Below are 24586 nucleotides of genomic sequence, written 5' to 3' on the forward strand. Positions count from 1 at the left end.
TATTCATGGCATGACAAAAGATTATGATTTAGTTGTCCTTGGCGGGGGTACAGGCGGATATACAGCAGCAATCCGGGCATCACAGCTTGGTATGAAAGTTGCTGTTGTCGAAAAAAAGGAACTTGGTGGGACATGTCTACACCGGGGCTGTATTCCGTCCAAGGCTTTGCTCCGGAGCGCCGAAGTGTTTAGACAGACGAAAGAGGCGAGCGCATATGGTATTGACACAGGAGCACCGACACTGCAATTTGCTCATGTGCAGGAACGTAAAAATCGTATTGTGCAGACTCTTCATCAAGGTGTTAAAGGACTAATGAAAAAAGGCCATATTGACGTTTTTAACGGATTCGGACGGATTCTTGGTCCAAGTATTTTCTCCCCCGTTGCAGGAACGATTTCCGTTGAATATGAAAATGGGGATGAAAACACTGTGATGGTACCCGAACATGTCTTGATCGCCAGTGGATCCTATCCAAATTCCCTTTCAGGTCTGACTATTGATGGGGATTATGTTTTGAGCTCCGACGAAGCTTTACATATGGAATCACTCCCTGAGTCCATGCTGATTGTGGGCGGAGGGGTTATAGGTATTGAATGGGCATCCATGCTGACGGATTTCGGTGTGGATGTTACGATTTTGGAGTATTTGGGACAAATATTACCGACAGAAGATAAAGAGATAGCCGAAGAGATGGAGAAACAACTGAGTAAAAAAGGCGTCCGTGTTGTTAAAGAGGCCCAAGTACTCTCTGAAACATTGCAAAAAGACAAAGGAGTATCCTTGGACGCAGATACAAGTGATGGTAAAGAAACGTTTATAGCCGATAAAATGCTTGTTTGTGTTGGACGTGCTGCCAACACCGACCATATTGGGCTGTCCAATACACGTATTGCTGCCCTCAGCGGTTCTATCCAGACAAATGATTTTTATCAGACAGAAGAACCGCATATATATGCTATTGGTGATGCCATAGGTGGTATGCAGCTTGCTCACGTGGCTTCCCGCGAAGGCATAGTGGCTGTGGAACATATGGCAGGCAAAAACCCACTCCCGCTGGATTATCATCATGTTCCAAACTGCATTTATTCCCATCCAGAGGCTGCTAGTGTCGGGTTAACAGAAAAACAGGCAACAGACAGGAATTTTGATGTTAAAATTGGTAAAATCCCATTTAGAGCAATCGGCAAGGCAATGGTATATGGCGAATCGGAAGGCTTCGTCAAAGTGATTGCCGACCGGACAAGTGATGACCTTCTCGGCATTCATATGATCGGTCCGCACGTCACCGATATGATTTCAGAGGCCGGTTTGGCTCAAGTGCTTGATGCAGCGCCATGGGAAGTGTCACATAGTATTCACCCGCACCCATCGCTTTCCGAAGTGATCGGAGAAGCAGCACTCGCCGTTGATGGCAAGCAACTACATGGATAATGATTAGACGTATAGGAAGATGAACAGTTACATGGTAAACCGTTGAAGGAGGGAGCACGCTATGGCAAAAAATCGTCATGAAACATTGGGTCTGTCTGATGAACAAGTACTGGATATGTACAGGCACATGCTATTGGCCCGGAAGCTTGATGAACGGATGTGGCTATTGAACCGGGCCGGAAAAATACCGTTTGTTGTTTCTTGTCAGGGGCAGGAAGCAACACAGATAGGTGCATCCTTTGCATTGGATCGGGAAAACGATTATACATCCCCGTACTACCGGGACTTGGGAATCGTTCTAGCGTTTGGTATGACAGCAAAGGAATTGATGCTTTCAGCGTTTGCAAAAGCGGAAGATCCCAATTCCGGTGGCCGTCAAATGCCGAGCCATTTCGGGCAGAAGAAGAACCGTATTCTCACACAGTCCTCCCCGGTAACCACGCAAATTCCACATGCTGTTGGTATTGCTTTAGCTGCCAAAATGGATAATAAAGATTTCGCATCGTTTGTAACATTGGGAGAAGGGTCAGCTAATCAGGGTGATTTTCATGAAGGCTTGAATTTTGCCGGGGTTCACAAGCTTCCGGTCATTACATTGGTTGAAAACAACAAGTACGCTATCTCCGTACCTTTGGATAAGCAGATTGCTAGTGAAAATGTCTCCGTTCGGGGGGAGAGTTACGGTATGCCGGGTGTTACGGTTGATGGCAATGATCCATTGGCTGTTTATGATGAGGTGAAAAAAGCAAGACAGCGTGCGGCCAATGGCGAAGGGCCTTCCCTTATAGAAGCAGTAGCCGATCGATTGACTGCTCATTCCAGCGACGATGATGATCGTCAGTACCGTGAAAGCAAGGAAGTGGAAGAAGCGAAAAAAAATGATGGGATAAATACATTTGCCGAATATTTGAGAGAAACAGGTGTCATGACAGAGACAAAAGAAAATGAGCTGATAGCAGACATTGATAACATCATCAATGAAGCTACGGATTATGCCGAAAATGCACCTTATCCCGAGCCGGAAGCTACTCTCGGGCATGTATATGAGGAATAAGGGAGGAACCATCAATGCCAGTCCAATCATACATTCAAGCCATTACAGCCGCATTAAGAGAAGAGATGCTGCGTGATGAGGACGTTTTTATTCTTGGGGAAGATGTGGGTATAAAAGGCGGTGTTTTTGGTACCACGAAGGGGCTTTATGACGAATTCGGCGAATACCGCGTACTCGATACCCCACTTGCTGAATCTGCTATTGCCGGTGTCGGTATCGGTGCAGCTATGTACGGCAAACGTCCTGTCGGGGAAATGCAGTTTGCGGATTTTATTTTTCCGGCCGTGAATCAGATTATATCCGAGGCAGCAAAAATCCGTTATCGCTCCAACAATGACTGGAATGCACCCGTGACTATTAGAGCGCCTTATGGCGGGGGTGTTCATGGTGCCTTATACCATTCACAATCCATTGAAGCCGTGTTTGCCAATCAGCCAGGACTAAAAATAGTCATGCCATCGACGCCATATGATGCCAAAGGCTTATTAAAAGCAGCCATACGTGACAATGATCCGGTTCTATATTTGGAGCATAAACGTGCTTACCGCTTATTAAAGGCAGACGTTCCGGAAGGTGATTATGTTCTACCTATTGGAGAAGCGGATGTGAAACGGGAGGGATCAGACGTTACCATCATCACATACGGTCTGGCTGTTCATTATACGTTGCAGGCCGCGGAAAAGTTGGAAGAAGAAGCGATAAGTACGCATGTTCTCGATCTTAGGACAGTCTATCCAATGGATCAGAAATCGATCATCGAGGCAGCGCAGAAAACAGGCAAGGTCCTGTTGGTTACGGAAGACAACAAAGAAGGAAGCATCACGGGGGAAATGGCGGCAATCATTGCTGAGAATTGCTTGTTTGAACTGGATGCTCCCGTACAGCGACTTGCTGGACCGGATACTCCCGCCATGCCATTTTCGGCGCCAATGGAGGACTACTTTATGATGAATCCGGATAAAATTGAAACAGCGATCCGCGATTTGGCGGAGTTTTAAATGACAGTTAATGTGTCGGAAGGAGGGTTATAATGGTGGCGACAGAAAAAATCAATATGCCGCAACTCGGTGAAAGTGTGACAGAAGGTACCATAAGCTCCTGGTTGGTTGGGGCGGGTGATCATGTTCAAAAATATGACCCGATTGCCGAAGTCATGACGGATAAAGTGAATGCGGAAGTCCCATCATTATTCTCAGGCGTTATCCATGAGCTTGTTGCGCAGGAAGGGGACACTGTTCAGGTTGGTGACCTTATTTGTTATATTGAGTCGGAAGCTGAAAACGGATCGGATAAACTTTCCGAAGCAAGCGTTGGCTATGCAGACGACCAACGATCCGCAAAGGAAATGACCGATGAAACGACATCCATGAAAAAACGATACTCCCCCGCTGTGTTAAAACTGGCACAGGATAACCATATTGATCTTGATCAGGTTGAGGGAACAGGCCGTGGTGGACGGATCACAAGAAAAGATATGGAGCGATTGGTTGCTGCCGGGACCAAATCACCGTCGGCCGAGTCGGCGAAAAGCACAGTTGCACCGGATACCAACAAGCAGGATGCATCACCAATGTTGCAGGAAACGTCATCACAGCAGACAACCAGTGCCGGCGACGTCGAAATTCCTGTATCCAATGTAAGAAAAGCCATTGCTCAAAACATGGTCCGTTCAACACAGGAAATTCCGCATGCATGGATGGCTGTGGAAGTGGATGTCACGGATCTGGTGACCTATCGTAATCAGATGAAAGATGCATTTAAAAAAGAGGAAGGGTTCAATCTTACATTTTTCACCTTTTTCATTAAAGCTATTGCACAAGCTTTAAAAGAATTTCCACAATTGAACAGTACATGGGCGGGAGACAAAATTATTCAGCACAAAGATGTTAATATATCCATTGCTGTGGCAAAGGGGCAGGAACTATATGTTCCGGTTATCAAACATGCTGATGAAAAAAACATTAAAGGAATCGCTAAATCTATTCATGATCTTGCGGCAAAAGCACGCTCCGATTCATTGACCGCCGATGATATGCAGGGTGGCACGTTCACCGTTAACAACTCAGGCTCTTTCGGATCTGTACAGTCGATGGGCGTTATCAATTACCCTCAGGCGGCGATTCTACAGGTTGAATCCATTGTTAAGCGACCGGTCATTGTCAATGATATGTTTGCTGCACGTGATATGGTTAATCTTTGTCTATCCCTTGATCATCGGGTGTTGGACGGACTGATCGTTGGACAATTCCTTGCACGTGTTAAAGAAATACTGGAAAATATCAATAAAGATACAACGAGTGTTTATTGATGGGTGCATCAGGAGGAAGTTGTTCGGATTGATAAATCTGGCTAAAGTTGATATGCTGAAGCTAGTCACACATAAAATTAACGCTTACAAGGAGTGTCTATTATATGGATTTTGACCTGTTCATGAAGGACGTTGTGGATGCTGCACGGAGCGATGTTAAAGAGGCAGGCTATGAAGAGTTGACAACACCTGAGGCGGTCGACGAAGCTATGAATCGTGACGGATCAACCCTGGTTATGGTTAATTCGACATGCGGCTGTGCAGGTGGTGTAGCACGACCGGCAGCTGCGAATGCCATCCATTATGATAAGCGTCCGGATCACCTCGTCACCGTATTTGCAGGACAGGACAAAGAAGCGACGGACAAGGCACGGGAATACTTCGGCGATTACCCACCATCATCTCCGTCCTTTGCCTTTTTGAAAGACGGAAATATTGTCACGATGCTGGAGCGGTCTGAGATAGAAGGTTTCAGTGCTGTGGATGTAGTCGGTAAGCTTCAACGAGTGTTTGATGACCATTGTGAAGAAATTTAAAACAACCGGTGCATAACTAACCGGTACCGAATTGAGGCTGGCTCCATTTGAACGGGTCAGTCTTATTTTGATCATATGATATATCACATCGCTCATGTCATGGCTAATGTGAGCCTGAATGAGTCAAATGTTTTTTCCAGCTAATTAAATATAAGGGGATATAATGGTGCGTATCGGTTACAGGACGATTAAAACAGCAATAGGCATTCCGATTTCCGTTTTAGCTGCACAGCTTTTGGGCATATCCAATTTCGTATCTGCAGGGATTTTAACCATTTTATGTATTCAGCCATCCCGTAAACGTTCCGTATTGAGTGCATGGCATCGTTTTCTAGCCTGTGTGGTCGCTTCATTGTTTGCGGTGATTTTTTTTGAACTGATAAGCTATAATCCGGTTGTTATCGGTATTATGATGCTTTTTTTTATACCTGTAACGGTTTGGTTAAAAGTTACCCCGGGCATAACAACAAGTTCTGTTATTATTCTGAATATGTATGGATCAGGAGGTGTTACCAGCTCATTTCTGATTGATCAGTTGTTATTAATTGTGGTCGGGATTGGCACAGGTCTTTTGATCAATTTGTATATGCCCAGTCTGGATAAACCGCTCAGGCGGAAACAGATTGAACTTGAAAACAATTTTCAGACGATATTGCGTGAGTTTGCATTATACATACGTGATAAAAACGAGAACTGGGACGGAAAGGAACTGAACAGAAGTGAAGAACTCTTGCAGGAAGCCATGAGTTTGGTGTCGCTGGACAAAGAAAATCATTTGCTGCGAACAGAGCATCCATATTATGACTATTTTGTCATGCGCAGAAAACAGTTTGAATTATTGCAAAAAATGCTCCCGTTAGTGACAAAGCTTCCGGAAACCGATGCTATTTCCATAGAGATTGCGGCATTTTTTGAAAAACTTTCTGATGCGGTGCACCCGGGTAATACAGCCGTCCTTTTTTTGGATGAGCTGGACAGGCTTCGTGAAAGTTTTGATCAGGAGGACTTGCCGGAGACGCATGACGTATTTATAACACGAGCCAATTTGTTTCGATTGCTGCATGAGATGGAAGATTATTTAGTGTTGAAGAAAAAATTTAAAGAAAGTGATGTGCCTGTTGGAAAATCAATAAAAAAAAGACCGCGATAGTTTTATCGCCAGTCTTTTTAACAATAATTGAGATTGCGAAGGAGATCAGCATCATTCTTTTCGCTTATATAAACGTGGCCAACCCCATTGTCACGGTGGATAATATCATTGCCACAATCATAAGATAGATGATGACTTTCATTCTGCGTTCACGCTTTGATTTTTTGCGGGGGGCTTGCCTGGTTGCTGGTTTTTGAGCCATTGGAATCCCTCCTTACTCGTATTCATACGTGTATTTTATCGTTAAACGGTATACAAGGCAAGTACCGGCTTATTATTATTTCCGTATCATTGAAGAGATGTATATTGAAATGCACCTTCTGATTATCATTAAAACCGGGCAATCTTGGTGACATGATGGAAAATACTCGACTGGAGCCTGATGGTCATGAAAGCACCAAAAAAAATCGCACATATTGGGATTGCAGTACATGATATGGATTACGTATTGCCTTTTTATACGGAAACGTTGGGTTTGGAATTGGAGCGTGTCGAAACAATCGATACAGAAATGGTAAAAACGGCCTTTTTGACCATTGGGGAATCAAGAATCGAATTATTAGAACCATCAAGCGAACTTTCGCCCGTTCAAACATTTCTTGATCAAAGAGGTGAAGGGGTTCATCATGTGGCTATTGAAACAGACGTTATTGATGACAGGCTGCAGCACATAAAAGACAAAGGACTTCCGCTGATTAATGAAGAACCGAAACAGGGAGCACACAATGCACGTATTGCTTTCATTCATCCAAAAGCGGCCAATGGTATTTTGTTTGAACTGTGTGAATCCCCTGTAAGGAACGATGACTGATGGGAATAGTTGAAATTAATGAATAGTCGGATCACTATTTGATAGGTGATGAATGATCAGAGGAGGAACGAACGATGGTGACGATCAACAGAGAACGATTACTAAAAACGTTTTTTGACCTTGTCCAAATTGATTCAGAAACAGGATATGAAAGTGACATAGCCTACACATTAACCAACCAATTCACGGAACTTGGTCTTGATGTGACCGAGGATAATAGCAAATGGGAAACCGGACATGGCGCCGGCAATTTAATATGCACGCTGCACCGCAATAAGGACGGAGCTGATCCGATTTACTTCACCTCTCATATGGATACAGTTGTGCCCGGGAAGGGAGTGGCACCTTCCATAGAGGATGGCTATATCGTCTCAGATGGTACAACCATCCTTGGTGCGGATGATAAAGCCGGTCTGGCTGCCATATTGGAATCCATTCGCACGTTAAACGAACACGATATGTCACACGGTGATATCCAATTTATTATCACTGTCGGTGAAGAATCAGGCATGGTCGGAGCCAAATCGCTCGATTCCTCACTTCTCCATGCTGAATACGGCTATGCTATTGATAGCAACGGCTCGGTTGGTGACATTGTTGCAGCGGCTCCCACACAAGCCAAACTGCATGCGGTTATGAAAGGTAAATCAGCACATGCCGGGTTGGCTCCGGAAAAAGGCATCTCCGCCATTACACTCGCGGCGAAAGCCATTGCCAAAATGCCACTCGGTCGTATTGATGACGAAACAACAGCCAATATAGGATGGTTTGAAGGTGGTAAACAGACCAATATTGTTGCTGATCATGTTGACATACTGGCTGAGGCAAGGTCGCTTGATCCAGTGAAAATGGAAAAGCAAGTAACCCATATGAAAGAAGCATTTGATTATGCGGCTTCAACGTATGGCGGCCACGCAGATGTAGATGTAGACATTGTGTATTCCGGCTTCAAACAGGGAGACGGTGATAAAGTGGTTGAGGTTGCCAAACAGGCCGCATCTTTCATAGGCCGTGAAAGCAACCTGCAGGCAAGTGGAGGCGGAAGTGATGCGAATGTTATCTCCGGATTGGGTATTCCCACTGTTAATTTGGCTGTTGGATATGAAGAGATTCATACAACGAATGAGCGGATTCCCGTTGAAGAATTAGTGAAGATAACCGAGCTTATCATTGCTATTATATCAGTTTCAGCAGATAGATAACGGTTAAAAAGGAACATAACGTCTGTTTTAGCTATGGTTTACTGGAAGAAAATTTATGTGAAGGAATGTCGCTTAATGGCACAACAGAGTTTAAAAAAAGCCAGGATTATATTCCATGTTGATATGAATTCATTCTATGCCTCAGTTGAGATGGCTTACAATCCACAACTGAAAGGAAAACCGTTGGCGATTGCCGGTAATCCTGAAGAACGAAAAGGAGTTGTTGTTACAAGCAGCTACGAGGCAAGAGCGAGAGGTGTCAAGACAACCATGCCGTTATGGAAGGCACAAAGACTATGTCCGGAGCTGATCGTTCGTCGCCCCGATTTTGACCGATATCGGTCCGTTTCCAAAAAAATGTTCCAAATGTTAGAAGACATCACTCCGTATATACAACCGGTGTCCATTGATGAAGGGTATATGGATGTGACCGGGACAGAGCAGTACAGAAGTCCCATTGAAATTGCCCAAAATCTGCAGCAAGCAATCAAAAATGAACTGGATGTACCTTGCAGTATCGGGATCGCCCCTAATAAGTTTTTAGCAAAGATGGCGTCTGATATGAAAAAACCGATGGGGATAACGATTTTACGGAAGCGGGACATTCAGGAAAAACTTTGGCCGATGCCCATCGAAGACATGTATGGGGTTGGCGAAAAAACGGCGTCTAAAATGCGCACCATAAATGTTAGCACCATCGGCGATCTTGCACAAAGTGATGGGTATCAACTCAAACAGCTATTCGGAATTAACGGCGAGCGACTGAAGAACAGAGCAAATGGTTTGGATGAGCGTTCGGTTGATCCGGATGCAGTGCATGAATTTAAAAGCATCGGCAGTTCACAGACATTACCTGCTGATACGGATGATGAAACCGAAATCAGCCAACTTATAGGAAAGATTGCTGAAAACGTGGAACGACGAATGAAACGAAAGCAGGCAGCAGGAAGAAGCATCCAGATTATGATCCGATACCATGATCGGACAACTGTTACCAGAAGCAAAAAACTGAACGATTATATCGAAAAAAAAGAAACCATTATGGATACAGCTGAGGAACTGTTTCAAAAGCATTGGAACCGGGAACCAATCCGGTTATTGGGGATCACGGTTCAGGAAACGGATGAAAAGCAAAACATCGCGAGGCAACTGGACTTATTCACATATGAGAAAGAAATGGAAAAAGAAAAACTTCAGATCACCATAGACCGACTGACCCGAAAATATGGAAAAGATACATTTAAACAAATGCAGGATGAAACGTCTCACGAGCTGCGCACCAGTTTTCAGAAGGATTTTCTTGATGACTATAAGAAATGATAGCTCAGTTGTTTGTGGATCTTTCTAAAACCTATTTTTCTCTGAATCATCAATAATATGACGAGCCTCTCCCATGAATCATCAGCGGTGGTACCTTCCATTAGCAGATTCAATGGTAATATGATAAAAATCGTCCGCCAGTTCCGTTTGCGGGAAAATGGTCCGGGCCTGCTTGAGAAGCATCTCTGCATCGGAGTTGCTCTGGTATCTCGACGATATATGCGTCAGGACAAGTTTGTTTACATTGCTTAGCCGGGCGAGCTGTGCCGCTTGGGTTGTGGTCGAATGAAAATAAGCGTGTGCCAAATCAGCCTTGTGTTTATCAAATGTAGCTTCATGAATAAGTACGTCCGAATGTGCTGCCAACGACCGGTAAGCCTCTGAAAAACGTGTGTCGCCCATGATCGTTACGATGCGCCCTTTTTTGTCCGGCCCGAGGAAATGATCACGCCGGATCACTCGCCCATTTCCCAACGTTACAAACTCGTTCTCTTTTATCTGCTGATAGACTGGTCCTGGCTTAATGCCCATTTTATCGAGTTTTTCAACGAGCAGCTTGCCTGGTTTATCCTTTTCTTTAATGCGGTAACCATAACTTTCTACGCCATGATCCAATTTTTGTGCTGTCACCGTAAAATTCGCATTATCATACACACAGCCTTCGTTGATCTCTACAATCTCAAGCGGATAGGTTAAATGAGTGCCGCTTACAGCAAGTGCTGTTTCAATAAAAGGTTTGATACCTTTTGGGCCATAGATGGTCAAAAGCTCATCACCACCCTGAAAAGACCGGCTGCTTAATAAGCCGGGCAATCCAAAAATGTGATCGCCATGCATATGGGTAATAAAAATTTTTGTGATTTTCCGTGGTTTGATACTGGTCCGTAAAATTTGGTGCTGTGTCGCTTCACCGCAATCAAACAGCCAAATACTGTTTTGCTCCTGCAATAATTTCAAAGCTATGCTGGAAACATTGCGTTCCTTGGATGGGACACCGGATCCGGTCCCCAGAAAAATGAGTTCCATATTATTGCCATCCTCGCTCATAGGAATACTTATACATTGATGACATATCATTCCGATTTTGAAGGGTGACAATGTTAAATAATCTGGTCATGGGATATCCTCCTGCGATGCTCATTAATTTTCGGTTCATTTCCGCTGCTCCAATGCGGTGTGTGGCACGTCGGTTATAATAGCGTCACAGCCTGATTGAAAACAGCGTCTCATAATGTCGGGACGATTGACAGTGTACACACGAAGGGGCATGTTCGCCTCATCGCTTTGCCTTAGAAGCCGTGGAGAAAGCAATCGATGGTTGATATGTAAAGACCCGGCTCCTAATTTTTCAGTGTATCCGACAAGATTTTTTGCCCTTTTGGATCTTAAGAAACCTATATTGGGTGAATCGCTGAGTAAACGTAATCGTTTGATACTGTGAGGATTCGATGTTGATAATATTGTCCGGTTAGTCAGCCGATACTGTTTCACTTGTTCATATACGAGATGTTCAAGATATTTATAATCGATTTTATTATTTTTCAGTTCAAGGTTTAAATATAATGATTTATTCCGAACCCAATTCAACAATGTCCCCAAAGTAAGAATAGAGACACCTGCATAGTCGGATGAAAACCACGATCCGGCGTCCAGCTTCTGTAGTTGTTCATAAGTGAAATTTTTAATGTATCCGTGACCATTGGTTGTCCGCTTAAGGTGCTCATCATGCATTAATACGGTTTCATTGTCTCTGGTAAGGTGTACATCGGTTTCAATACCTTCAGCCCCCAATTCATAGGCCAGTTTAAAGGAAGGCATGGTATTTTCCGGGGCCAGGCTGCTGGCACCCCTATGCGCAAAAATTGTCGTGGGCAATTCATTCACCTCTTATTTGATTGTGTTGCATTTCAGATGAGAAGTCAATATGAAAACATACCCATAATAACATTCTATTTTAGTCGCCAATTAACATCAAGGTTATTAATTGACATTTGCCAATATTATTGATAAATTAAAGTTAAACTATAATCGTTTTTCATTTCCACTGGGGGTGCCTTTTGAAAAGGCTGAGATCAAAGTGATAAACTTTGGGACCCTTAGAACTTGACGCGGTTAACACCGGCGTAGGGAAGTGGTGGGCTGAGATGGTTTATTTTAAAATAAAGCACACCAACCATTTTCCGATCCATTGAGGGAAGTGGTTTTTTGCGTTTTGCCGGGAATTCAGCAGGAGGGATAAAATGAAACAACATTATGATGTGATTATCGTTGGCGGGGGAATTATAGGAAATTCCATTGCCTATCAGCTGAGTAAACGAAATAAGCACGTTCTGATCATCGAAAAAGATGGACTGAATGAGAAGGCTTCCAGTGCGGCAGCAGGTATGTTAGGTGCACAGTCGGAGCTAGAAGGTGACAACCCGCTTTTTCAGCTGGCCCAAAAAAGCCGAGCTATGTTTCCTGAATTGGCTGAAGAATTACAATCCCTTTCCGGTATAGATATCGAACTCAAACAGAGCGGCATTTTAAAGGTAGCGCAAACAGACGATGAACGTGCCCATTTAGAATCGGTTGCAGCATTGCAGCAATCGATGGGGCAAGAAGCGGAATGGCTTTCGGCGGAAAAAATAAGGATGAAAGAACCGGAACTTTCTGATGCGGCTTTGGGCGGTTTTTATATACCTAATGACGGGCAAGTTTCCGCACCGCTATTATCTCAAGCGTTTGCTCAATCGGCAGCTGTTTTAGGGACAGATATCCTGGAACATATGAATGTGGACGATTTTTTACAGGAAGATAACCGTATCATCGGCGTAAAAACATCGTCTGACTCGTTTTATGCCAAAGAAGTAGTTGTTGCGGGAGGAGCATGGAGCAATGAAATCCTTCGAAAAGCCGGCGTATCACTTGATGTTCACCCTGTGAAAGGGGAGTGTTTTGCGGTGCGGCATGATCAACCAATTGTATCATCCAGCATCTTTTTGGAAAATGGCTATATTGTGCCAAAGTCTGGCGGAAGGATTATTATCGGAGCCACGCAAAAACCAGATGAATTCGATCAATCTGTTCAATTGCAGGGCGTATCAGGTCTGATAGAGAACGCCACAAACATTGTCCCAGCTTTACAGGAGGCCAGATGGGAAAATGCATGGGCTGGCATTCGTCCGCAAACAGGAGATGGATTACCTTATATTGGAAGACCTCCTCACGTCAATGGCTTATCGATTGCGGCCGGTCATTTCCGCAACGGAATTCTGCTTAGTCCGATTACAGGTATACGTGTAGCAGACTTGCTGGAAGATAAGCCAATCGATGCTGCGTTTGCGGTGGACCGTAAGCCTTTGGAGACGATAACGACGTGACATGGAAAGTTAAAAAGAGATTATGCACATGCTTAATATCATAATGGGCATGGATATCGGGTGTACAAAAACTGTTTTCGTGGTATAATGATTACAGATAGTCATATCATATTAAAAACCGCTCCATGTGCTGACATGGAACGGTACAATAGACCAACCCCAACAAGAGGGGATGGCACCATTGGGAATGAATCCCTCATGGCCGGGCTAAAGCACATGAGGGGTTATTTTTTATCGGACATGATCAACGCAATTAATACGCCGAAGGAAATCATCAGCGTTAATACATCGTTCATATCCATTGGCAACACCTCCCTTCCATGGGAAGTATCCCAGAAGAGAAGACGTGTGCCATAGTCCCTCATGTGAAGCCAGTCTATTGTAAAAATAATTATAACATATACGATCATATGTTCCTAGTGTAAAAATTTAAAGTGGATTCATTCACCTGTCATTCAGTAAAGGTCCTCACTATCAACAGTGTGCATAATCATGCTTGATGTCCTCCTATCTTTGAGCTTCGATCGATGGTAATGCCCGCTTTGGTATAGCTTGTAGCACGTAAAATGGCCGTGGGCCCGTATGCGGCTCGAATGTCATCCATTACATAACCGATATCTTTTTTTTGGGTCGTGTTGTCAAATAAACTCAATTGTTCATTTCCATCATCATCGTACAGATTGTTCAGTGTCACATATACATGTCTGATATCGCTTAGTCCATCATAAAATGTACTGAACAACTCCATGCAAACATGATACATGTCCATTGTACTGTTGGTTGACAGCGGAATGGATTTGGACCGACTGAATCCACCTCCTGATGTTTCGGAATAAGTTATGCCAAGGTGAATGGTTCGGCCGGCTTTGTTTGCTGTTCGCGCTCTTCTACACACTTCTTCGCACAAGTCGAGGATACAGACGGCGACATCATCTCCGGAATAATCGCGCAACAAAGAAATGCCGTGACCGAATCCTTTTTGCTCGGTTTTCGTGAAATGGCCAAGCACAGGGCTTAAGTCAATTCCCCAGGCATGCCAGTACAATTGTTCTCCCATAACGCCAAACCGTTTTCTTAATTGCTTGAACGGGAAACGAGCGAGCTGACCAAGGGTGATAATTCCCATTCGGTTCATATTGTGCTGCATTCGCCGGCCGATGCCCCAAATATCCTGGACCGGATGCGGCCACAGTTTTTCTTTGACATCGTCATATGTGCATTCCGCTATGCCTTCTTTTTTGGCGTATAAGTCCATCATCACTTTGGCCAGAAATTTATTGTCGCCTATTCCGATTGAACAAGTAATGCCGAAGTTTTCCAAAATATCCTGTTTAATGGAAGCGGCCATTTGCCACCGGGTACCGAATAATTTCTCCATTCCGTTCACCGTAACCCAGACTTCATCAACGGAATAGGGGTGAATCGCTTCTTTCGGGGCATATTGGTTCAGTAGTTTGGTGATTTCGATGGACACGTCCAGATAGTCGGCCATGTGTGCTGGTGCAATAACGATATTCGGGTCGTTGGGCAGTTCAAAAAAACGGCTGACATTACTTATTCCATGTTTTTCCTTTAATGCCGGAGAAGCGGCCAGGACGATACTTCCCGGCCTGTTCACATCCCCAACGACAGCCAATTGGGCAACCATGGGATCCAGCCCCCGTTTAACAGCCTCAATACTGGCGTAAAAGGAGCGCATATCAATGCACAGGACATTATTCCGCGGGTAACCAGTTTTCTCCATAGATATTCACCTCCAGAATAAGAACATTTGTTCCCTATTGTATACCTTTCGCAACATGGTATCAATGGAAATATGTCCCATTACTGGGGGACACTACTGAAATGGATTCCTCTATATAATAAACGTGGCACATACAATTTTTATGCCACGTCTCTCATCCGACAACCGATTATAAAAGGCTACCGATGATTCGTATACTGAATCGGTTTGGTCAGGTTTTGTATCGTTTTGTATGTTTCATCGTTCAGTGTGGTGTGGTCAAATTGGGTGTTTTCTGTGACTTGTTCCTTGGAACTTGCGCCAAACACGGCACTCGCAACCGCGGGATGCTTCAGCACATAGTTTAATGCCAGAGCATTCAGTGACTCATCGCCTGCAAGTTGTTCCAGTTTCTGCTGAATGGTTTCCAATTCTGCATGCGAATAATCAAGAAAACCGTCTTTTCCTTTTTTAGCAATTTGTTCGTGTGCGTGATTACTGAGCATGCCTTTTGCCAGAGGTCCACGCGTTAAAACACTAATATGATTGTCGTGCAAGAGATCCAATATTTCTTCTTCGGGACGGCGGTCAAGAAGATTATATTGCATCATAACCGCGTCAATATCTGAACGATGCACGTATTCGCGTATGACATTCGGCCGGATGGAAGAGAGGCCGTACGCCCGAATCAAACCGTCTTGTTTCAGGTTTTCAAATGCTTCTATGGTTTCATCGATTGGGTCATCAATCGTTCCGCCATGGAGCATGTAAAAATCGATATAATCTGTGCCCAAACGGTGCAGACTATCCTTGCATCCTTGTTCGATATGTTCTTTGGAAGGATCCCAAAACCAGTCTTGTTTATCCCTGTCGAAGTTGTTGCCCACTTTTGACGTTACAACCATTTGATCACGTTTATTTTTTATCGCATGGCCGACAACTTCTTCATTCCGGCCGAAACCGTACAGATCCGCTGTATCTAAATGATTGATACCGGCATCAAGTGCGCGGTCAATAACAGTTTGCGCTTGTTTGCTATCGGTTCCAAGCGACATGCAGCCGAGAGTTAGTTCAGAAACATACACGTCCGATTGCCCAATTGGATTCTTTTTCATATGACTGACCTCCATTACAATAGTTATTTTCATTGTAAAAGAGGAGTGAGGACAAGTACAATGATTGGTGTTAGAATAAACGTTAATCATGTTGACATAGAAGGGTGACGCTTATGAGTGAATGGGAAGAAAAGACGATTCGGACGGAATCTATTTATGACGGGAACATAATTCAGCTGCAGGTGGATGATGTCCTATTGCCTGACGAGAATATATCCAAGCGTGAACTCATCAAACATCCCGGAGCAGTGGGGATTATCCCGATAACAAAAGATAACAAAATTGTTTTTGTCAAGCAATACCGGAAACCACTGGAGAAAGCCCTTGTGGAAATTCCGGCCGGAAAACTGGAAGATGCTGAAGATCCGCAAGTGACTGCACGGCGCGAATTGGAAGAGGAAACAGGGTACAAAGCGGGTTCCCTTGACTTTGTCGTGTCGTTTTATACGTCACCTGGATTTGCTGATGAAATCATGCACCTGTATGTAACGAAAGACATTGAACCGCTTAAAGACGCCTTGCCGGGTGATGCGGATGAATTCGTGGAACGGGTGGAACTGACGCTTGATGAAGCAAAACAATATGTGAACGAACAGCGGATTCATGATGCAAAAACCAATTACGCCATTCTATACTTGGAACGCATGAAGGAGATGTAGTGAATGCTGCCATCGTTTTTTGCCGATATGCATATTCATATTGGACGCGACAGATACAATCATCCGGTGAAAATAACCGCAGCCGAGACATTAACGCTGACCAATGTTTTAAAAGAGGCTAGTCGGAATAAAGGCATTCATCTTGTTGGTGTGATCGACAGCCATGTGCCGGCCGTGCAGCAAGAGATGAAAGAACTGATCAAAGCAGAGCATGCCTATGAGTTGGATGACGGAGGAATCCGTTTTGAAAATGCAACCTTACTGCTAGGTTCGGAGATCGAAATTTATGATGACTATTGCCAGGGCCCCATCCATATTCTTTGCTTTTTTCCAACATTGGATGTAGTGGAGGAATTTTCTGAGTGGCTGACGACGAAAATGACGAATATAACGTTGAGTTCCCAGCGCTATTACGGTTCTGCTAAAGATTTGCAATATAAAGTAAAGGAACTTGCGGGTTTGTTTATCCCTGCCCATGTTTTCACCCCATTTAAAAGTATGTATGGAAAAGGTGTCGAACGATCATTGACAGAAGTATTCGACCCCGATTTGCTGGACGCGATTGAATTGGGTCTGAGTTCAGATACAGCCATGGCCGATCAAATAGCAGAACTGCACCATTTTACCTTTCTATCCAACTCTGATGCTCATTCTCTTCCCAAAATAGCCAGAGAATATCAGGAGGTAATAATGGCCGAAGCATCGTTCAAGGAGTTTTCCCGAGCGCTTCACCATGTGGATGGTCGGCAGGTGAAACGCAATTTCGGGATGAATCCCCATCTCGGGAAATATTATACAACTGTGTGCAGCCAATGTTTGGAGCCGCTTGCTGCCAATGCTTCAATATGTCATAACTGCGGATCGAAAAAAATAGTGAAAGGTGTGTTCGATCGTATTAAGCAATTGAAGGATACAGATTTCGAAAAGCCGGACCGTCCGCCGTATTTATATCAAGTGCCTTTGGAATATTTACCATCGCTTGGTCCCAAGACGTTCGCAAAACTGTTGCAGCAGTTTCAAACGGAAATGAATGTCATCCATCACGTTCCTTTTCATGAACTGAGAACGGTTGTGTCGGAAAAACTAGCATCAGCCATCACGGATATGAGAGAAGGGAAACTGACTATAAAGGCTGGTGGTGGCGGGAAGTACGGCAGTGTGTCACCACATTGATATCGTTTTGAAAAATCATTTGGTATGTTTGTATGGAATTCTTCATAGATTTCAATAGAGGATGTTCATCAAAGGACACCGAAAAATAGGGGTAATGGAGGATTCCAAATGTATAATAAACGGACACTGCTGATAGACCATGTAAAAGACCATGCAACCATTTACATTTTTATGGCGATCCTGTTTTTAACAGGAATTATCTTTGGTGCCATTATTGTAAATAGTATGAATTTTATTCAGAAGCAGGATCTGTTTTTCTATTTGGAACGATTTTTTGGTGGGATAACGGCTGACGAACAAGCTGCAAATAATGCGATATTGAAAGACAGTTTCTTTTATCATGTAAAATATTTGTTTATCCTGTTTGTTTTGGGTTTATCGGTTATTGGGTTGCCGGTTGTGTGGATTTTATTGTTTCTTAAAGGAATGATTGTTGGGTTTTCGGTCGGGTTCATGGTTAATCAAATGAACATGAAAGGCCTGTTTCTAGCATCCATGTCCATTGCACCGCAAAATATCATTATTATCCCTATCTATATCACAGCAGGCAGTCTGTCTATGATATTTTCCCTGACCCTTTTGGCCAAGCTCTTTTCCCGGAGAATGTCACAACCTGTTCTGCACCCACTCGGCAAGTATGTAACGGCATTCGCATCCTTGATCGCCCTTTCTTTGGCAGCTGCGGTGATGGAAGCTTATGTTGCCAACGAAGCCATGGAAATGATTATTAAGTCCTTTTATAAACAACAATAATTATTATATAATAACAGATATGGATAGCAATTTATAATAATTATATTTTGACACGTATCAGGTGCGTGCCTATAATATATATGGGGATTTATAGGGAGGAGACTTGCCATGGAACACCGCTTGGAACAAATAAAAAAACAACTCCATGCTCAAAGTTATAAACTGACACCACAACGAGAAGCTACGGTCAGAGTGTTGTTGGAACGTGAAGAAGATCATCTCAGTGCTGAAGATGTCTATCTGCTTGTTAAGGAAAAATCTCCCGAGATAGGGTTGGCTACCGTGTACCGGACACTGGAACTGTTATCGGAATTAAAAATCGTTGATAAAGTCAATTTTGGTGACAGTGTATCGCGTTATGATTTAAGAAAAGAAGGAGCAGAACATTTTCATCATCACCTCGTTTGTGTGGAATGTGGATCGGTTGAGGAAATTGAGGAAGACTTGCTGGAGGAAGTGGAACAGATTGTTGAGAAAGATTGGTGTTTTCAGGTAAAAGATCATCGTCTTACGTTTCACGGTGTCTGCCAACACTGTCAAGAATCAGTCGTTGAATCAACCAAATGACAATCGGATTATACGAGAGACCGCCTTTTTTCTGAGTGAGAAGAAAGGCTTTTTGTTTTTCGTTTACTTTTCGGGTGGAATAAGTTATTTTTAAAATGGAAATCTATTCATCCGTTTCCCCAAGCATGTATATTGTCATCTATTTTTGGCATAGATTTATGATAGATAGCCAAAAGAGGTGATGACGTTATGAAACAGTTGCTGTGGGATACGCTGAAAGTATTTGTTATTTTCATCATCTGCACGGTTCTTTTTTATGCAGGGTTAAGGTATATGCATGCTGAATACAAGCAATATAACCGGTATGATCCGCCGGAAGGTCCGTCAGAAAAAGTGTTTAATATAGATGATGATGAGACGGTTATCGACCGTTTGAACATATTTTTCCAGTTGGGGGAGTAATGATCATGCTCAAGCCCGCTTTTCATGAATTTATGCATTACCTGCAAATAGAGCGCGGGGTCTCGGAAAATACCTTGAAATCATACGAGCGGGATTTAAACCAATATGTGCTGTATATAGAGAAGGTGACTCACAAGTCTGCATGGAATGATATTGGACGGGCGGACATTACTGGCTTTTTATATAAGATGAAAGATGACGGAAAATCATCCTCCACCATTGCACGGGCGCTCTCATCGATTCGTTCCTTCCATCGGTTCCTCATCAGGGAACAGTTGACTGATCACGATGCCAGCATACATATTGAAACTCCTCGAAAGGAGCGCACATTGCCGTCCGTTCTGTCCAATCAGGATGTTGATGCGTTGCTTGCCATCAGCGGGAATACCCCCTTGGAAGTTCGCAACAAGGCGATGCTTGAAATGCTGTATGCAACAGGACTTCGGGTGAGTGAGCTGGTGTCGCTAAAGGTGAGCGATTTGCACTTGACCATGGGTTTTGTCCGTTGCTATGGAAAGGGATCGAGAGAACGCATTGTCCCGCTCGGTGATATGGCCAAAAATGCTATCGAAACGTATTTGCAGTCTTCACGCGCACATCTGGTGAAACGGAAACAGGATAAACATGCATTATTTGTTAACCAGCACGGACGTCCGTTGTCACGGCAAGGTTTCTGGAAAATTCTAAAAAAAGTCGTGCACGGTGCCGGAATTAAAAAGGAAATTACCCCGCATACATTACGGCATTCGTTTGCTACCCATTTGTTGGAAAATGGTGCCGATTTACGTTCTGTTCAGGAGATGTTGGGACACGCGGACATATCCACAACACAAATTTACACGCATGTCACAAAAGCCCGATTAAAAGATATTTATCAGGAGTACCATCCACGAGCTTAACCAACGATGAGGATGATAGAAAAAAGCGGAGAAACCAAGGATAGGAGGCCAAAGGTATGAAACATTTTAAGCGTGTTTTTTTAATTGTCATGGATTCAGTCGGAATCGGTGAAGCACCGGATGCAAAGGAATTCAACGACGATGGAGCAGACACTCTCGGACACATTGCTGAACGGATGAACGGACTTACTATGCCGAATATGGCAAAGATGGGGTTAAGCAATATCAGGGAGATTCCAGGTATTGAAAAAGCAGCATCGCCAATGGCTCATTATACCAAAATGCAAGAAGCTTCCAATGGCAAAGATACAATGACCGGGCACTGGGAGATCATGGGGTTACATATTCGGCAGCCATTCCGAACGTTCCCGGACGGATTCCCGGATGAGTTGATCACGGAATTGGAAATGAAAACTGGGAGGAAGGTGATCGGCAACAAGCCGGCCTCAGGTACAGCTATTATTGAAGAATTGGGCCAGGAACAGTTGGATACTGGAGCAATAATTGTTTATACATCGGCGGATTCGGTTCTGCAGATAGCTGCCCATGAGGAAGTGATTCCACTGGAGGAATTGTACGCCATCTGTAACATCGCACGTGAGTTGACGTTGGATGAAAAATATATGGTCGGCCGAGTCATTGCACGGCCATTCATTGGCGAACCAGGAAGCTTTGAACGAACATCAAACCGCCATGATTACGCACTGAAGCCATTCGGCCGCACTGTCATGAACGATTTAAAAGATGCTGATTTTGATGTCATTGCACTTGGAAAAATTTCGGATATTTACGACGGTGAAGGCATAACCGAAGCAATACACACGGAAAATAATGACGACGGAATGACGAAATTAATTGATTCCATGGCCGATGAGTTTACGGGGTTAAACTTTCTTAATCTGGTGGATTTTGACTCTAAATATGGGCATCGTCGTGACCCTGAAGGTTATGGAAAAGCTCTGGAATCCTTTGACGAAAGACTTCCGGACGTTTTGAAAAGACTGGACAAAGACGACCTACTAGTCATTACGGCGGATCATGGCAATGATCCGGTTCATCATGGCACAGATCATACGAGAGAATATGTGCCGTTGCTTGTTTATTACCCAGGCATGGAATCGGGATCGGAACTGCCAATTCGGAAAACATTTGCCGATATTGGTGCAACGATTGCTGACAATTTCCAAATTCAAATGCCGACACATGGCACAAGTTTTTTAAAGGACCTTCATAGAGCCGAGTAAAAGAGTTAGGTGGTAACTATGAGAATGTATGAGCTTATTGAAAAGAAACGTGATGGCTATGAACTGTCAAAGGATGACATCCGGTTTTTTATCCAAGGGTATACCCATGGGAATATTCCAGACTATCAGGTAAGCGCTTGGTTAATGGCTGTCTACTTTCAGGGTATGACGAGAGCAGAGCGTGCAGAATTAACCACTGCCATGGCCGCCTCGGGGGATCAGATCGATCTTTCGGCCATTTCCGGTATAAAAGTGGATAAACATTCAACAGGCGGGGTTGGGGATACAACAACACTGATTCTCGCCCCGCTTGTTGCATCTCTTGGTGTTCCAGTCGCCAAAATGAGCGGCCGGGGACTCGGTCATACCGGTGGAACGATTGATAAACTGCAATCCATACCAGGGTTTCATGTCGAGTTAACCAATGACAAATTTATCGATTTGGTTAATAAAAACAAGGTGTCAGTGGTTGGGCAGACAGGCAATCTTACTCCGGCAGACAAAAAATTGTACAGTTTGCGGGATGTAACGGCAACGGTCAGTTCTATGCCGCTCATTGCCAGTTCCATCATGAGCAAGAAAATCGCTTCCGGAGCTGATGCCATTGTGTTGGATGTTAAAACAGGCGCCGGGGCTTTTATGAAACAATACCACGATGCTAAAGATTTAGCCGAATCAATGGTTTCCATTGGCAATCATGTCGGCAAAAACACCATGGCGGTTATTTCGGATATGACTCAGCCGCTTGGAAAAACCATTGGGAATGCACTGGAGGTAAAAGAAGCCATTGACACACTGAAAGGCAGTGGCCCCGATGATTTGACGCGACTATGTCTGGAACTAGGCAGTCACATGACAGTTTCAGCGGGTATAGCCGATACTGCTGATGAGGCGAAAAAACGTTTGGCTGCCAATCTGTATAATGGTAAAGCACTCGAACGGTTCCAAACTTTTTTGGAATCACAGGGTGGTGATACGCGTGTCATTGATCATCCCGAATTATTGCCACAGGCAGCATACCGAATGGAGCTGACCGCCGGTAAATCCGGTAGCGTTTCCAAAATTGCTGCCGACACGATCGGTACAGCAGCCATGATGCTTGGGGCCGGAAGAGCAACGAAAGGTTCAGAAATCGACCTGGCCGTCGGAATTATTCTGCACAAAAAAGTCGGTGATCCTGTACGCAGAGGAGAGTCGCTTTTGACCATCCATGCCAATGAATCGTCCGTTGAAGCGGTGAAAGAAAAGCTGTATAACAGCATTGAACTGTCTGATAAAGCGGTTGACCCCCCTGATCTTATTAAAAATACTATATTTGAATAGAACATTGTCGAAACAGGGCTGGGACAAGGCTGAACAAATCGCTTCTAAATACAAACGATATATTTAAGACGTGGCCATCGCTTCGGAAAAACACTGCGCTTTCCGCGGGCGCTGATAAGCCTCCTCGTGCTTGTCGCACTGCGGGGTCTTATCTAGGCTTTTCATCCCGCAGGAGTCTTCGTGTTTTTCCTGCGCTAAACAAAAAATCCGAACTGATTCAGATTTTTCGCGAATCATAGTTCGGATTTCTATTTGACAAAACGTCTTTTGTCCCAGCCCCGTTTCATTATCAACATCATCAGATACGGTATAAACCCCTCCTCTAATGGCAATCCTATAATTATATTACATACTGGAGGGTGGAAAATGAAAACATTTGTCTTACTGACCGGTATTGTGTTTTTCAATTTTGTAATGCCGGGCACTTCTGTTTTTGCTGAGGACGATGACCAGAATGGGGAGGGTGAGCAAGAATTAAATTTGGTGCCGGACGCCAAATCGGCCATTTTGATGGAACGGGATACAGGCAAGGTGTTGTATAAAAAAAACACTGATGAGGAACTTGCTCCTGCAAGCATGACTAAAATCATGACCCTTTTATTAATTATGGAAGCCCTTGACAATGGGGAAATCGAAAAGGATGAAACTATACGCGTCAGTGAACGGGCTGCATCTATGGGAGGATCCCAGATTTTTCTTGAAAAAGGTGAAGAAATGAGTGTTGATGACCTTCTTAAAGGAATAGCCATTGCATCCGCAAATGATGCCAGTGTTGCGTTGGCAGAACGAATAGCAGGCAGCGAAAAAGCGTTCGTAAAGAAAATGAATCAAAAAGCCGACACATTAGGGTTGAATAATACACAATTTCAAAATTCCACGGGTCTCCCTGCCGACAATCATTACAGTACAGCACGTGACATGGCGTTAATTTCCAAAGAACTACTGACGTATGAATCGGTGACAAACTATACATCTATTTATGAAGACTATTTACGAAAAGGCGAAGAAAATGAATTCTGGCTGGTTAATACTAACAGACTGGTGAAATTTTATCCGGGTGTTGACGGGTTGAAAACCGGTTATACCAATGAAGCAAAATATTGTTTAACAGCAACTGCTGAAAAAAATGATATGCGCATGATTGCAGTCGTTATGGGGGCTGAAACAACGAAAAAACGCAATGCTGCCATAAGTAAGATGTTGGACTACTCTTTCAATCATTATGAGACTGAAAACTTATATGATAAAGGAGACACGGTAACAACGATTGACTTTTTGAAATCGGAACAGCAAACGGTTGATGTTGCTGTTTCTCAGTCCGTGAGCACCATCCATGAAAAAGGGGAAGCCGACAAACATGTGACTACGTCAACAGAGATGGATGCTGATTTGACATTGCCACTTCAGAAAGGGGATCAGGTTGGCCGTTTGGTTGTGAAGAATGATGGAAAAACCTTATCCACAACACCGTTGACGATTACAGATGATGTTGATAAGGCATCGTATATAACACTATTGAAGCGGACAGTGCAAAATATGGTGAGATAACGTGT

At 43.9% G+C, this 24586-nt stretch carries 24 protein-coding genes and 1 riboswitch; of the genes, 19 read left to right on the plus strand and 5 right to left on the minus strand.

Annotated features, from left to right (window positions below):
• The first annotated feature begins 10 nt into the window (after nt 1–10).
• The 6 genes from lpdA to ABDZ72_RS10850 all read left to right on the plus strand — a co-directional run bounded on the left by lpdA (nt 11) and on the right by ABDZ72_RS10850 (nt 6480).
• On the plus strand, nt 11–1432 hold the full coding sequence (lpdA, locus tag ABDZ72_RS10825) for a dihydrolipoyl dehydrogenase (protein ID WP_343752956.1): 1422 nt from the start codon (nt 11–13) through the stop codon (nt 1430–1432).
• 61 nt (nt 1433–1493) lie between these two features.
• Nucleotides 1494–2486 (plus strand): thiamine pyrophosphate-dependent dehydrogenase E1 component subunit alpha, encoded by a 993-nt coding sequence (locus tag ABDZ72_RS10830; RefSeq protein WP_343752958.1) that lies wholly within the window; start codon nt 1494–1496, stop codon nt 2484–2486.
• 14 nt (nt 2487–2500) lie between these two features.
• Nucleotides 2501–3484 (plus strand): alpha-ketoacid dehydrogenase subunit beta, encoded by a 984-nt coding sequence (locus ABDZ72_RS10835; RefSeq protein WP_343752960.1) that lies wholly within the window; start codon nt 2501–2503, stop codon nt 3482–3484.
• Between the two features lie 35 nt (nt 3485–3519).
• The gene (locus ABDZ72_RS10840) at nt 3520–4794 is read left to right on the plus strand and encodes a dihydrolipoamide acetyltransferase family protein (protein ID WP_343753724.1); all 1275 of its coding nucleotides are present in this window, start codon (nt 3520–3522) and stop codon (nt 4792–4794) included.
• 104 nt (nt 4795–4898) lie between these two features.
• Nucleotides 4899–5330, plus strand: coding sequence for a BrxA/BrxB family bacilliredoxin (locus ABDZ72_RS10845; RefSeq protein WP_343752962.1), 432 nt, complete (start codon nt 4899–4901; stop codon nt 5328–5330).
• A 166-nt stretch (nt 5331–5496) separates the two neighbouring features.
• Nucleotides 5497–6480: an aromatic acid exporter family protein gene (locus ABDZ72_RS10850; protein WP_343752964.1), complete on the plus strand. Its 984-nt coding sequence runs from the start codon at nt 5497–5499 to the stop codon at nt 6478–6480.
• Between the two features lie 64 nt (nt 6481–6544).
• Here ABDZ72_RS10850 and prli42 read toward each other — a convergent pair whose 3' ends face one another.
• Nucleotides 6545–6682, minus strand: coding sequence for a stressosome-associated protein Prli42 (gene prli42, locus ABDZ72_RS10855; RefSeq protein WP_343752966.1), 138 nt, complete (start codon nt 6680–6682; stop codon nt 6545–6547).
• 186 nt (nt 6683–6868) lie between these two features.
• On the opposite strand from prli42, the gene mce reads away from it, so the two are divergent.
• From mce to ABDZ72_RS10870, 3 genes are all read left to right on the plus strand, one after another.
• Nucleotides 6869–7291 (plus strand): methylmalonyl-CoA epimerase, encoded by a 423-nt coding sequence (gene mce, locus ABDZ72_RS10860; RefSeq protein ID WP_343752968.1) that lies wholly within the window; start codon nt 6869–6871, stop codon nt 7289–7291.
• 74 nt (nt 7292–7365) lie between these two features.
• Nucleotides 7366–8493, plus strand: a complete 1128-nt coding sequence (locus ABDZ72_RS10865; protein WP_343752970.1) for a M20/M25/M40 family metallo-hydrolase — start codon at nt 7366–7368, stop codon at nt 8491–8493.
• Between the two features lie 75 nt (nt 8494–8568).
• Complete coding sequence (locus ABDZ72_RS10870) at nt 8569–9813, plus strand: DNA polymerase IV (RefSeq protein WP_343752972.1); 1245 nt, start codon at nt 8569–8571, stop codon at nt 9811–9813.
• 81 nt (nt 9814–9894) lie between these two features.
• On the opposite strand, the gene rnz is transcribed toward ABDZ72_RS10870, so the two are convergent.
• Nucleotides 9895–10839, minus strand: a complete 945-nt coding sequence (gene rnz / locus ABDZ72_RS10875; protein WP_343752974.1) for a ribonuclease Z — start codon at nt 10837–10839, stop codon at nt 9895–9897.
• A gap of 126 nt (nt 10840–10965) precedes the next feature.
• Nucleotides 10966–11697, minus strand: a complete 732-nt coding sequence (locus tag ABDZ72_RS10880) for a glycerophosphodiester phosphodiesterase (protein ID WP_343752976.1) — start codon at nt 11695–11697, stop codon at nt 10966–10968.
• Nucleotides 11698–11849: 152 nt separating this feature from the next.
• A riboswitch (TPP riboswitch) is annotated at nt 11850–11960 on the plus strand.
• A gap of 93 nt (nt 11961–12053) precedes the next feature.
• On the opposite strand from ABDZ72_RS10880, the gene thiO reads away from it, so the two are divergent.
• A complete protein-coding gene (thiO, locus tag ABDZ72_RS10885) occupies nt 12054–13175 on the plus strand; it encodes a glycine oxidase ThiO (protein ID WP_343752978.1) in 1122 nt (373 codons plus the stop codon).
• A gap of 490 nt (nt 13176–13665) precedes the next feature.
• On the opposite strand, the gene ABDZ72_RS10890 is transcribed toward thiO, so the two are convergent.
• Nucleotides 13666–14919 (minus strand): DNA polymerase IV, encoded by a 1254-nt coding sequence (locus ABDZ72_RS10890; RefSeq protein ID WP_343752980.1) that lies wholly within the window; start codon nt 14917–14919, stop codon nt 13666–13668.
• Between the two features lie 179 nt (nt 14920–15098).
• Nucleotides 15099–16013: an aldo/keto reductase gene (locus ABDZ72_RS10895; protein WP_343752982.1), complete on the minus strand. Its 915-nt coding sequence runs from the start codon at nt 16011–16013 to the stop codon at nt 15099–15101.
• A gap of 113 nt (nt 16014–16126) precedes the next feature.
• On the opposite strand from ABDZ72_RS10895, the gene ABDZ72_RS10900 reads away from it, so the two are divergent.
• From ABDZ72_RS10900 to ABDZ72_RS10940, 9 genes are all read left to right on the plus strand, one after another.
• On the plus strand, nt 16127–16672 hold the full coding sequence (locus ABDZ72_RS10900; protein ID WP_343752984.1) for an NUDIX hydrolase: 546 nt from the start codon (nt 16127–16129) through the stop codon (nt 16670–16672).
• Between the two features lie 3 nt (nt 16673–16675).
• Entirely contained in the window at nt 16676–17845 is a 1170-nt protein-coding gene (locus ABDZ72_RS10905) for an endonuclease Q family protein (protein ID WP_343752986.1), read from the plus strand.
• 108 nt (nt 17846–17953) lie between these two features.
• Complete coding sequence (gene spoIIM / locus ABDZ72_RS10910) at nt 17954–18598, plus strand: stage II sporulation protein M (protein WP_343752988.1); 645 nt, start codon at nt 17954–17956, stop codon at nt 18596–18598.
• 108 nt (nt 18599–18706) lie between these two features.
• Nucleotides 18707–19165 (plus strand): ferric iron uptake transcriptional regulator, encoded by a 459-nt coding sequence (gene fur / locus ABDZ72_RS10915; protein WP_343752990.1) that lies wholly within the window; start codon nt 18707–18709, stop codon nt 19163–19165.
• A gap of 189 nt (nt 19166–19354) precedes the next feature.
• Nucleotides 19355–19567: a DUF4227 family protein gene (locus tag ABDZ72_RS10920; RefSeq protein WP_343752992.1), complete on the plus strand. Its 213-nt coding sequence runs from the start codon at nt 19355–19357 to the stop codon at nt 19565–19567.
• A gap of 5 nt (nt 19568–19572) precedes the next feature.
• Entirely contained in the window at nt 19573–20466 is an 894-nt protein-coding gene (gene xerD, locus ABDZ72_RS10925) for a site-specific tyrosine recombinase XerD (RefSeq protein ID WP_343752994.1), read from the plus strand.
• 56 nt (nt 20467–20522) lie between these two features.
• Nucleotides 20523–21710, plus strand: a complete 1188-nt coding sequence (gene deoB, locus ABDZ72_RS10930) for a phosphopentomutase (RefSeq protein WP_343752996.1) — start codon at nt 20523–20525, stop codon at nt 21708–21710.
• A gap of 18 nt (nt 21711–21728) precedes the next feature.
• Nucleotides 21729–23033, plus strand: a complete 1305-nt coding sequence (locus ABDZ72_RS10935) for a pyrimidine-nucleoside phosphorylase (RefSeq protein ID WP_343752998.1) — start codon at nt 21729–21731, stop codon at nt 23031–23033.
• Between the two features lie 366 nt (nt 23034–23399).
• Complete coding sequence (locus ABDZ72_RS10940) at nt 23400–24581, plus strand: D-alanyl-D-alanine carboxypeptidase family protein (RefSeq protein WP_343753000.1); 1182 nt, start codon at nt 23400–23402, stop codon at nt 24579–24581.
• The last annotated feature ends 5 nt before the right edge of the window (nt 24582–24586 follow it).

Source organism: Lentibacillus halophilus (genome assembly GCF_039522485.1).
In the GTDB taxonomy this organism is placed as follows: domain Bacteria; phylum Bacillota; class Bacilli; order Bacillales; family Amphibacillaceae; genus Lentibacillus; species Lentibacillus halophilus.

Coding starts and splice junctions, on each gene's coding strand:
- fur (WP_343752990.1), top strand. CDS start 18,707: ATGGAACACCGCTTGGAACAAATAAAAAAACAACTCCATGCTCAAAGT.
- ABDZ72_RS10920 (WP_343752992.1), top strand. CDS start 19,355: ATGAAACAGTTGCTGTGGGATACGCTGAAAGTATTTGTTATTTTCATC.
- spoIIM (WP_343752988.1), top strand. CDS start 17,954: ATGTATAATAAACGGACACTGCTGATAGACCATGTAAAAGACCATGCA.
- ABDZ72_RS10845 (WP_343752962.1), top strand. CDS start 4,899: ATGGATTTTGACCTGTTCATGAAGGACGTTGTGGATGCTGCACGGAGC.
- deoB (WP_343752996.1), top strand. CDS start 20,523: ATGAAACATTTTAAGCGTGTTTTTTTAATTGTCATGGATTCAGTCGGA.
- xerD (WP_343752994.1), top strand. CDS start 19,573: ATGCTCAAGCCCGCTTTTCATGAATTTATGCATTACCTGCAAATAGAG.
- ABDZ72_RS10940 (WP_343753000.1), top strand. CDS start 23,400: ATGAAAACATTTGTCTTACTGACCGGTATTGTGTTTTTCAATTTTGTA.
- ABDZ72_RS10890 (WP_343752980.1), bottom strand. CDS start 14,919: ATGGAGAAAACTGGTTACCCGCGGAATAATGTCCTGTGCATTGATATG.
- lpdA (WP_343752956.1), top strand. CDS start 11: ATGACAAAAGATTATGATTTAGTTGTCCTTGGCGGGGGTACAGGCGGA.
- ABDZ72_RS10935 (WP_343752998.1), top strand. CDS start 21,729: ATGAGAATGTATGAGCTTATTGAAAAGAAACGTGATGGCTATGAACTG.
- ABDZ72_RS10830 (WP_343752958.1), top strand. CDS start 1,494: ATGGCAAAAAATCGTCATGAAACATTGGGTCTGTCTGATGAACAAGTA.
- ABDZ72_RS10895 (WP_343752982.1), bottom strand. CDS start 16,013: ATGAAAAAGAATCCAATTGGGCAATCGGACGTGTATGTTTCTGAACTA.
- ABDZ72_RS10865 (WP_343752970.1), top strand. CDS start 7,366: ATGGTGACGATCAACAGAGAACGATTACTAAAAACGTTTTTTGACCTT.
- thiO (WP_343752978.1), top strand. CDS start 12,054: ATGAAACAACATTATGATGTGATTATCGTTGGCGGGGGAATTATAGGA.
- prli42 (WP_343752966.1), bottom strand. CDS start 6,682: ATGGCTCAAAAACCAGCAACCAGGCAAGCCCCCCGCAAAAAATCAAAG.
- ABDZ72_RS10900 (WP_343752984.1), top strand. CDS start 16,127: ATGAGTGAATGGGAAGAAAAGACGATTCGGACGGAATCTATTTATGAC.
- ABDZ72_RS10835 (WP_343752960.1), top strand. CDS start 2,501: ATGCCAGTCCAATCATACATTCAAGCCATTACAGCCGCATTAAGAGAA.
- rnz (WP_343752974.1), bottom strand. CDS start 10,839: ATGGAACTCATTTTTCTGGGGACCGGATCCGGTGTCCCATCCAAGGAA.
- ABDZ72_RS10870 (WP_343752972.1), top strand. CDS start 8,569: ATGGCACAACAGAGTTTAAAAAAAGCCAGGATTATATTCCATGTTGAT.
- mce (WP_343752968.1), top strand. CDS start 6,869: ATGAAAGCACCAAAAAAAATCGCACATATTGGGATTGCAGTACATGAT.
- ABDZ72_RS10905 (WP_343752986.1), top strand. CDS start 16,676: ATGCTGCCATCGTTTTTTGCCGATATGCATATTCATATTGGACGCGAC.